The organism is Winogradskyella ouciana (assembly GCF_009709615.1).
Taxonomy (GTDB): Bacteria; Bacteroidota; Bacteroidia; order Flavobacteriales; family Flavobacteriaceae; genus Winogradskyella; species Winogradskyella ouciana.
This window is the reverse complement of the sequence record NZ_WJYA01000084.1, coordinates 1-276: the sequence shown is the minus strand read 5'-3', so window position 1 is coordinate 276 and position 276 is coordinate 1. Positions and strand designations below refer to the sequence as shown.

General features: G+C 72.5%; 1 protein-coding gene. It reads left to right on the top strand.

Annotation, left to right across the window (positions count from 1 at the left end):
- On the top strand, positions 1–276 hold a 276-nt coding region (locus tag F1003_RS18665; RefSeq protein WP_155090354.1), incomplete at both ends, for a DUF2878 family protein.

Below are 276 nucleotides of genomic sequence, written 5' to 3'. Positions count from 1 at the left end.
TGCTGATCTGGCTGACGCTGGCCATTTTCGCCTGGCTGCGGTTGCCGGCGGCCAGTCGTCCGCCCGCCCTGCTGTTGGCCGCGGCGGGCTGCGGTCTGGACGCCTGCTGGGCGCTGGCGGGACTGATCGATTTTCGCGGCGACAGCCTGCTGCCCCTGTGGATGGTGGCCCTGTGGCTGATGTTCGCCGTCGTCTGGACCCGACTGACCCGCACCGCGACGCTTCCCGGCTGGGTGCTGGCCACGGCCGCCACCGTCGGCGGCCCGGTGGCCTACC